Source organism: Microbacterium sp., assembly GCF_051860965.1.
GTDB lineage: Bacteria > Actinomycetota > Actinomycetes > Actinomycetales > Microbacteriaceae > Microbacterium.
Map to the genome: position 1 here is coordinate 1 of NZ_JBIMKU010000014.1, position 6,362 is coordinate 6,362.

Annotated in this window: 9 protein-coding genes and 1 pseudogene; 5 read left to right on the plus strand and 5 right to left on the minus strand. The window is 67.9% G+C overall.

The features are described 5' to 3' along the window. Positions 1-1,078: FAD-dependent oxidoreductase (locus tag ACTIFV_RS18585; RefSeq protein WP_439594296.1), on the minus strand; the 1,078-nt coding region annotated here is incomplete at its 3' end. A gap of 86 nt (positions 1,079-1,164) precedes the next feature. On the opposite strand from ACTIFV_RS18585, the gene ACTIFV_RS18590 reads away from it, so the two are divergent. Both ACTIFV_RS18590 and ACTIFV_RS18595 read left to right on the plus strand, forming a co-directional pair. After that, complete coding sequence (locus ACTIFV_RS18590; RefSeq protein ID WP_439594297.1) at positions 1,165-1,515, plus strand: metalloregulator ArsR/SmtB family transcription factor; 351 nt, start codon at positions 1,165-1,167, stop codon at positions 1,513-1,515. Then, positions 1,512-2,201 (plus strand): aquaporin, encoded by a 690-nt coding sequence (locus tag ACTIFV_RS18595; RefSeq protein ID WP_439594298.1) that lies wholly within the window; start codon positions 1,512-1,514, stop codon positions 2,199-2,201. The genes ACTIFV_RS18590 and ACTIFV_RS18595 overlap by 4 nt, the downstream gene beginning before the upstream one ends. 408 nt (positions 2,202-2,609) lie before the next feature. Here the strand turns inward: ACTIFV_RS18595 and ACTIFV_RS18600 are convergent, their stop codons facing one another. After that, the gene (locus ACTIFV_RS18600) at positions 2,610-3,275 is read right to left on the minus strand and encodes an ArsR family transcriptional regulator (RefSeq protein WP_439594299.1); all 666 of its coding nucleotides are present in this window, start codon (positions 3,273-3,275) and stop codon (positions 2,610-2,612) included. Positions 3,276-3,388: 113 nt separating this feature from the next. Here ACTIFV_RS18600 and ACTIFV_RS18605 point away from each other — a divergent pair, with 113 nt between their 5' ends. From ACTIFV_RS18605 to ACTIFV_RS18615, 3 genes are read left to right on the plus strand one after another with little or no spacing between them, the layout of a single operon-like run. Continuing rightward, on the plus strand, positions 3,389-3,649 hold the full coding sequence (locus ACTIFV_RS18605; RefSeq protein WP_439594300.1) for a DUF6458 family protein: 261 nt from the start codon (positions 3,389-3,391) through the stop codon (positions 3,647-3,649). Beyond that, positions 3,633-4,847: a protein kinase domain-containing protein gene (locus ACTIFV_RS18610; RefSeq protein WP_439594301.1), complete on the plus strand. Its 1,215-nt coding sequence runs from the start codon at positions 3,633-3,635 to the stop codon at positions 4,845-4,847. The genes ACTIFV_RS18605 and ACTIFV_RS18610 overlap by 17 nt, the downstream gene beginning before the upstream one ends. Further along, on the plus strand, positions 4,844-5,281 hold the full coding sequence (locus tag ACTIFV_RS18615) for a hypothetical protein (protein ID WP_439594302.1): 438 nt from the start codon (positions 4,844-4,846) through the stop codon (positions 5,279-5,281). Before ACTIFV_RS18610 ends, ACTIFV_RS18615 begins: the two co-directional genes overlap by 4 nt. Position 5,282: 1 nt before the next feature. Here ACTIFV_RS18615 and ACTIFV_RS18620 read toward each other — a convergent pair whose 3' ends face one another. The 3 genes and pseudogenes from ACTIFV_RS18620 to ACTIFV_RS18630 form a co-directional block, all read right to left on the minus strand. Next, the gene (locus ACTIFV_RS18620) at positions 5,283-5,699 is read right to left on the minus strand and encodes an arsenate reductase ArsC (RefSeq protein ID WP_439594303.1); all 417 of its coding nucleotides are present in this window, start codon (positions 5,697-5,699) and stop codon (positions 5,283-5,285) included. A gap of 19 nt (positions 5,700-5,718) precedes the next feature. After that, positions 5,719-6,231 carry a GNAT family N-acetyltransferase gene (locus ACTIFV_RS18625; protein ID WP_439594304.1) on the minus strand — a complete coding sequence of 171 codons (513 nt, stop codon included), beginning with the start codon at positions 6,229-6,231 and terminating at the stop codon, positions 5,719-5,721. Further along, positions 6,228-6,362 (minus strand): annotated as a pseudogene (locus tag ACTIFV_RS18630) (flavoprotein); the annotation flags it as partial. The pseudogene ACTIFV_RS18630 and the gene ACTIFV_RS18625, both read right to left, overlap by 4 nt.

Consider the following 6,362-nt stretch of genomic DNA (forward strand, 5'->3'; position numbering starts at 1 on the left):
TGCCGCACGAGTGCAGGTTCGGGTCGATGAGCGGGGCGAGCCGCTTGGGTGCTTCGACGATCTCGTCGAGCTCGAGCCGGATCTCGCGAAGCATGTCGAGGTTCGGGCGGAACCCGGTCGCGTTGACAACGACGTCGGTGCGATGGGTGACGACCTCGCCGCGCTGATGTCCGACGAGTTCGACACCGTCGGACGTGCGGCGGCCGCGGATGATCTCGAATCCGTCGGTGAGCGCGATGGCACCGGATGCGACGGCCTGATCGACGCGGCTGCCGAGTCGTGCGCGATCGACGAGTTCGTCGCTTGCCGAGGACGACACCCGTACGGCCTGTGCATTCCGGATGAGCCAGGTGACGCTCGTACCCGGCTCCTCGCGCACCAACTGCACCAGCGCAAGCAGGGTGTTCGCGGCGGAGTGTCCAGCGCCGACGACTGTCACCCGACGGCCGGCGAACAGGTGGCGGTCGCGCCCGAGAACGTCCGGCAGGGCGGGAGTGACGCGGTCGGCGATCTCGCTCATCCCGAGCAGCTCGAGCCCGCTCGACGACAGCGAGTTCGGTGAAAGGTAGGTGCCCGATGCATCGATGACGGCGCGTGCCGCGACATCCTCAACGGATCCGTTGGCCGTCCGCACGCGGGCGATGAACGGCGTCGCCGCACGCCCGGTCGTGCGGATGCGGTCCATGCCCTCGCGCGTGACGCCGTCGACCCGAACGCCGACGCGGGTGCGCGTGGCGATCGCATCGACGGCAGCGAGGGGCGCGACGTACTTGTCGACGAGTTCGGCTCCCGTCGGTGCACGCTCCGGATCGGGCAGCTCCCAGCCCTGCGCCTCCAACAGCCGACGAGAGGCGGGGTCGACGAGGTGCTTCCAGGGCGAGAAGAGTCGGGTGTGCCCCCACGACCGAACGCTTGCTGCGACTTCTCCTCCGGACTCGAAGACGAGGAAGTCGATGTTCCGCTCCGCGAGGTTTGCCGCCGCCGCCAGCCCGATCGGTCCGGCGCCGATGATCACGACCGGCAGGGTCGCGGCCCGCTCGTTCATGGTGACACGGGGTGTCAGGTCTAGAAGGGTCACAGCAGCCTCCGGCAGATATCGATGAACGTCGATGTCCGATTCTCGCCAATGTATCGAGATCTGTCAATATCGACTAATGTCGATGCATGGCCACGATGCTCGAGGTGACCGACGTCACCGCTGGGACCTGCTGCACACCACTCGTGCGCGAACCGCTCACCGCCGCGGAGGCGGACCAGCTGGCGACCACAATGAAGGCGTTGGCTGACCCGACACGGCTGCGACTACTTTCGATTGTCGCGGCATCCGAAAACGCCGAGGCCTGCGTGTGCGACCTCATCGAGCCGGTCGGGCTGAGCCAGCCGACCGTCTCCCACCATCTCAAGATCCTCACCACCGCGGGCTTCCTCACGCGCAGCAAGCGCGGCACCTGGGCGTACTTCAAGCTCGTCCCTGGCGCGCTGGATCGCGTCTCGCAACTCCTCGTCGCTTCGTGAACCGCACCGTTCGCGCTGGCGTGGGCGAATTTCTCGGCAGCGCTGGCTTGACCGTGGTCGTCGTGGGATCCGGCATCGCCGCACAGCGCCTGTCTCCGACCGACGTCGGACTCCAGCTCTTCGAGAACGCCTTCGCCACCGCGCTGGGTCTGACGGTCTTGATCCTCGTCTTCGCCACGGTCTCCGGTGCCCATTTCAACCCGGTCGTAACCGTCGTCGACATCCTTCTGCATCGACGCCCGTGGTCGGTCGCCGCCACATACCTGCCCCTGCAAATCATCGGTTGCATCGTCGGCGCGATCCTGGCGAACCTCATGTTCGCCCAACCTGCCGTCAACTGGAGCACGACCGACCGCGGTGGATGGAACCTGATTCTCGCCGAAGTCGTCGCGACCGCGGGACTGATCGTGGTGATCTTCGCGCTGGTCCGCACCGGCCGCTCGCACCTCGCCGCGCCCGCGGTCGGCGCGTACATCGGCGCGGCGTATTTCTTCACCTCTTCGTCGAGCTTCGCCAATCCCGCCATCACCATCGGCCGGATGTTCAGCGACACCTTTGCCGGCATCGCGCCGGCATCTGCGCTGCCCTTCATCGGCGCGCAGTTTGTTGGGGCGGCGATCGGGTGGCTTGTCATTCGGGTTCTCTTCCCGGCCGCCATCCCCGAACCGGTCACGCCGCACAACTAGGCGCGGATCGAAGGATCCTCCGAGTTCACTTTCACACAGTGTGCCAAGCGATGACAGGAGGATGCGCCGTCTCGACTCAACGAACGATCTTGCCCCGTCACAGGACAGAACGTCTAATGAGCGTCTAGTACGGCCGCGCGCCCCGCGTCGCCAATGAACGCCCGGTTCGCCCGTGGCACAGTTAAGGCACAGTTACCGAAATCCACCCGCGTATCTACTGCATCTTCGGGCAGGAGGATGCGGGTGTGCCACGAGACCGGCTCAGCGAAAACCGCGGAATTACGCGGCAAAACAGGCCATTCGCACCTCAGAAAATGAGAGTTCGAATCCCCTATCCTCCGCCAGCATTTCACCTTCCGACCGGCTGCCGATCCCGGCTGACTTGCAGTCCTGTCGGCGGTATGAAGATCATGACGCCACAGAGAGCCGCGATGAGAAGGCTCGGATTCGCCGCGTGATCGCGTCGAAGGCGGCGTCGAAGGCGGATGCCGTTCCGTGAACGGCCGGGTCGGGTATCGACCAGTGCAGGTCGTCCATCGGGCGCAGTCGCTCGTGCGCGTCGTCGCAGACGGTGATGACGAGATCGCTGTCGTGCCGCACCTCGTCGACATGGCGCGGCGGCCGGTGGGAGTCGATGGTGAGTCCATGGCGTGCGGCGGCCGCCGTCGCCATCGGATTCACCTCGCGGGCGGGGCGTGTGCCTGCGGATGCCGCCGGAACGTCGCTGGCATCCCGCCAGATCGCCTCTGCCATCTGCGACCGGGCAGAGTTCGCCGTGCAGACGAAAAGGATCCTCTCCGGCGGTGCGATGCTCACCGGCGCGAGGGAGTCGAAGACCTCCGGGCGCAGGCCGATGTAGGTGCGGCGTCGGTCGAACTCCGACCGGCTCCGCTGGATGATCCGCGCGGACTCCAGCACGCGCAGGTGGTGGGCGATGAGGTTCGACCGGACCCCGAGGTCGCTCTCGATCTCGGACGACGACAGGTCGCCCGCCAGCAGCAGATCGACGATACGCAGGCGCGTGTGGTCGGCGAGGGCGGCGAAGATGCCTGCGCGTCGCTCCAGATCGGTCATTGCCATCATCCCTACCAGGCCCGCGGATGAGGGTCAATCCGTATTGAGTCAATCGCGATTGACCTATTCTGATGCGTCGGGGATCGCGTCATCGTTCCCCAGAGAGGCACATCATGGGCATCGGAACCGGCATCGCGTTGTTCGTCATCGGAGCGATCCTCGCCTTCGCGGTCAACGTCGACACGGGCGGCTACATCGACCTCGACCTCATCGGATACATCCTCATGGGCGCCGGCGTCGTCGTCGCCCTCATCAGTCTCGTCCTGGTGCTGCGCCGACGCCGCACCGACACCGTCGAGCGCACGTCCGTCGACCCGGGCACGGGCGAGCGCGTCACGCGGAGAAGCCTTCGCAACGATGACCCCATCGCCTGATCAGGGGGCCGCGATCCCGGCTCCGGGCGGCTCGGGCGGGCACGTCCTCGACCAGCGATACGAGCTCGGCCGCGCGCTGGGCGAAGGAGGCATGGGAGTCGTCTACCACGCACGCGACCGGTCGCTCGGGCGCGAGGTCGCGGTCAAGGTCTTTCGCGACGGAGCGACAGACCTCGAGCGGAGCGCGTCGGAGACGAAGCTGCTCGCCAGCCTGAACCACCCCGCGCTCGTGACGCTGTTCGACGCGAACGTCTCCGGCGATGGTCCGCGCTACATCGTCATGGAGTACGTGGACGGTCCGACGCTGCACGCGAGGCTCAAGAAGGCGCCGCTGTCGCCGACAGCGGTCGGTGCGATCGCACGCGATCTCGGCGAGGCGCTGCACGTCGTCCACGCAGCGGGGATCGTCCACCGTGACATCAAGCCGGCGAACGTGCTCCTGCGCACGTCGGGCGTCGCCGGACGCGAGTTCCACGCCAAGCTCGCGGACTTCGGCATCGCCTACCTGATCGACTCGACGAGGATCACGACCCCCGGCATGGTCATCGGGTCCGCTGCGTATCTGAGTCCCGAGCAGGTGACCGGGTCGACACCCGGCCCGGCATCCGACATCTACGCTCTCGGGCTCGTGCTGCTCGAAGCCCTCACCGGCACCCGGGGCTTCGAGCAGGATTCGCCGCACGAGTCGGCCATCGCGAGACTCAGCCAGCAGCCCGTCATCCCCTCGACGGTCGGCCACGAGTGGGGAGCCCTTCTCGAGGCGATGACGGCTCGTGATCCGGATGCCCGTCCCACCGCGCTCGAGGTCGCCGCGCGTGCGGCATCCATCGACACGGCATCGCGGTCGTCGGCGACCGTCGCCGCCCCCGCCGCCGCCGCTCCTCGCCGTCCGCGCGATGACGTCGACGACGCGCCGACGCTCGTCGCACCGGTGGCCCCCACCGCGACGACGAGAGTGGATCGCCCGCCGACGCTCATCGCGGAACCGGAGGCACCGACAACGGACGGCCGGAAGCGTCGCTCCGGATTCGTGTGGCTGACCGGGGCCGCATCGGCGGTCGTGCTCGCATCCATCGTTCTCGTGGGTGCCGCCATCTGGGCGCCCCGCACCGAGCCCACTCCCGCGCCCACCCTGCCCGCCATGGAGGAGCCTCTCGGCACCCACCTCCAGCAGCTTCTGACCTCGGTGTCGCCATGACTGCACGCCATCGCACACCGCTGCTGAGCGCTCTGCTCGTCGTCGCACTCTCCCTCTCCGCATGCTCGTCGGCGCCGGCCGGACCGGACGTCGACACGGCCGAAGCCTGGCAGACCCGGGTCGTCGCCATCGCCGAACTCGCGGCCGCCGGGGATCCCGCATCCGGGCTCCAGGAACTCGCGGCGCTCGAGGCCGAAGCGCTCAGCGCGCGAGAAGCGGGCGAGATCAGCGCGGAACGCGCCGCCCAGATTCAGGAAGCTATCGTGCTCGTGCGCGCCGATCTCGAAGCAGCCGCCACGACGCCGACTCCCGTCGTCACGACCGAACCGACGACCCCGGCGGGCGACGACACCGGCGACAAGGGGAACAGCGGCACCAAGGACAGGCCGGGCGAGAAGGGCAACAAGGGGAAGGGCAAGACCAAAGCCCCGTGAGTCACTGATCGTCGCGGCTCAGAAGGACCTCAGAAAGCAGCGTTTCGACGCGAGAGCGGATCTCGTCACGGATCGGACGCACCGCGTCGATGCTCTGGCCCGCCGGGTCGTCGAGCTCCCAGTCCTCGTAGCGCTTTCCCGGGAAGATCGGGCACGCGTCGCCGCATCCCATCGTGATCACGACATCCGACTCGCGCACTGCATCGACGGTGAGCACCTTCGGAGTGTGGCCGGCGATGTCGATCCCCTCCTCGGCCATCGCCTGCACGGCTATCGGGTTGATCGCGTCCTTGGGCTCCGACCCCGCGGAGAGCACCTCGACGCGATCACGGCCGAGTTCGCGGAGATACCCGGCGGCCATCTGGGACCGCCCGGAGTTGTGGACGCAGACGAACAGGACGGTCGGCTTGTGCGACATGGTGGGCTCGCTCTCTCGTTCAGTCGGTTCCGGTGATCGCGCTGCGTCGTTCGATCAACAGCGTGTCCCGCCACACGCCCGCGTGTGGCCCGAGACCGGACCGTGCGATGCGCTCGCGGCGTCCTACGACGCGGAATCCGGACGCCTCGTGCAGCCGCACGCTCGCCAGGTTCTCAGGGAAGATGCTCGACTGGATGGTCCAGACTCCGGCGGCCTCCGTGGCACCGATGAACGCATCGAGGAGGAGTCGCCCGGCTCCCTGCCCGCGACCAGCCCTGGCGACGTATACCGAGTGCTCGACGACCCCGCGGTACGCGGGACGCGCGGACACGGCCGACGCCGCGATCCACCCGAGGATCCGACCCTGCTCATCGACGGCGACCAGCCTTCCGACGCCGAGCCTCCCCGCGTCGAACGCGTCCCAGCTCGGGGCGCTGGTCTCGAAGGTGGCCTCGCCGTCGTCGATGCCCTCGGCGTAGATCCGCTCGACGTCGGGCCAGTCCGTCGCCTGCATGGCGTGCACGGTCGTCATGCGCAGCATCCACCCCCGCCGCTGTCGTCGGTCGAGCACACGCCTGTCGCGGGGAGCACGAGATCCACCTTCGACGCGGAGGCCATGTCGCCCGCGAGCCACGCCGTCACGGAGCGGACCTGCTCGTAGCC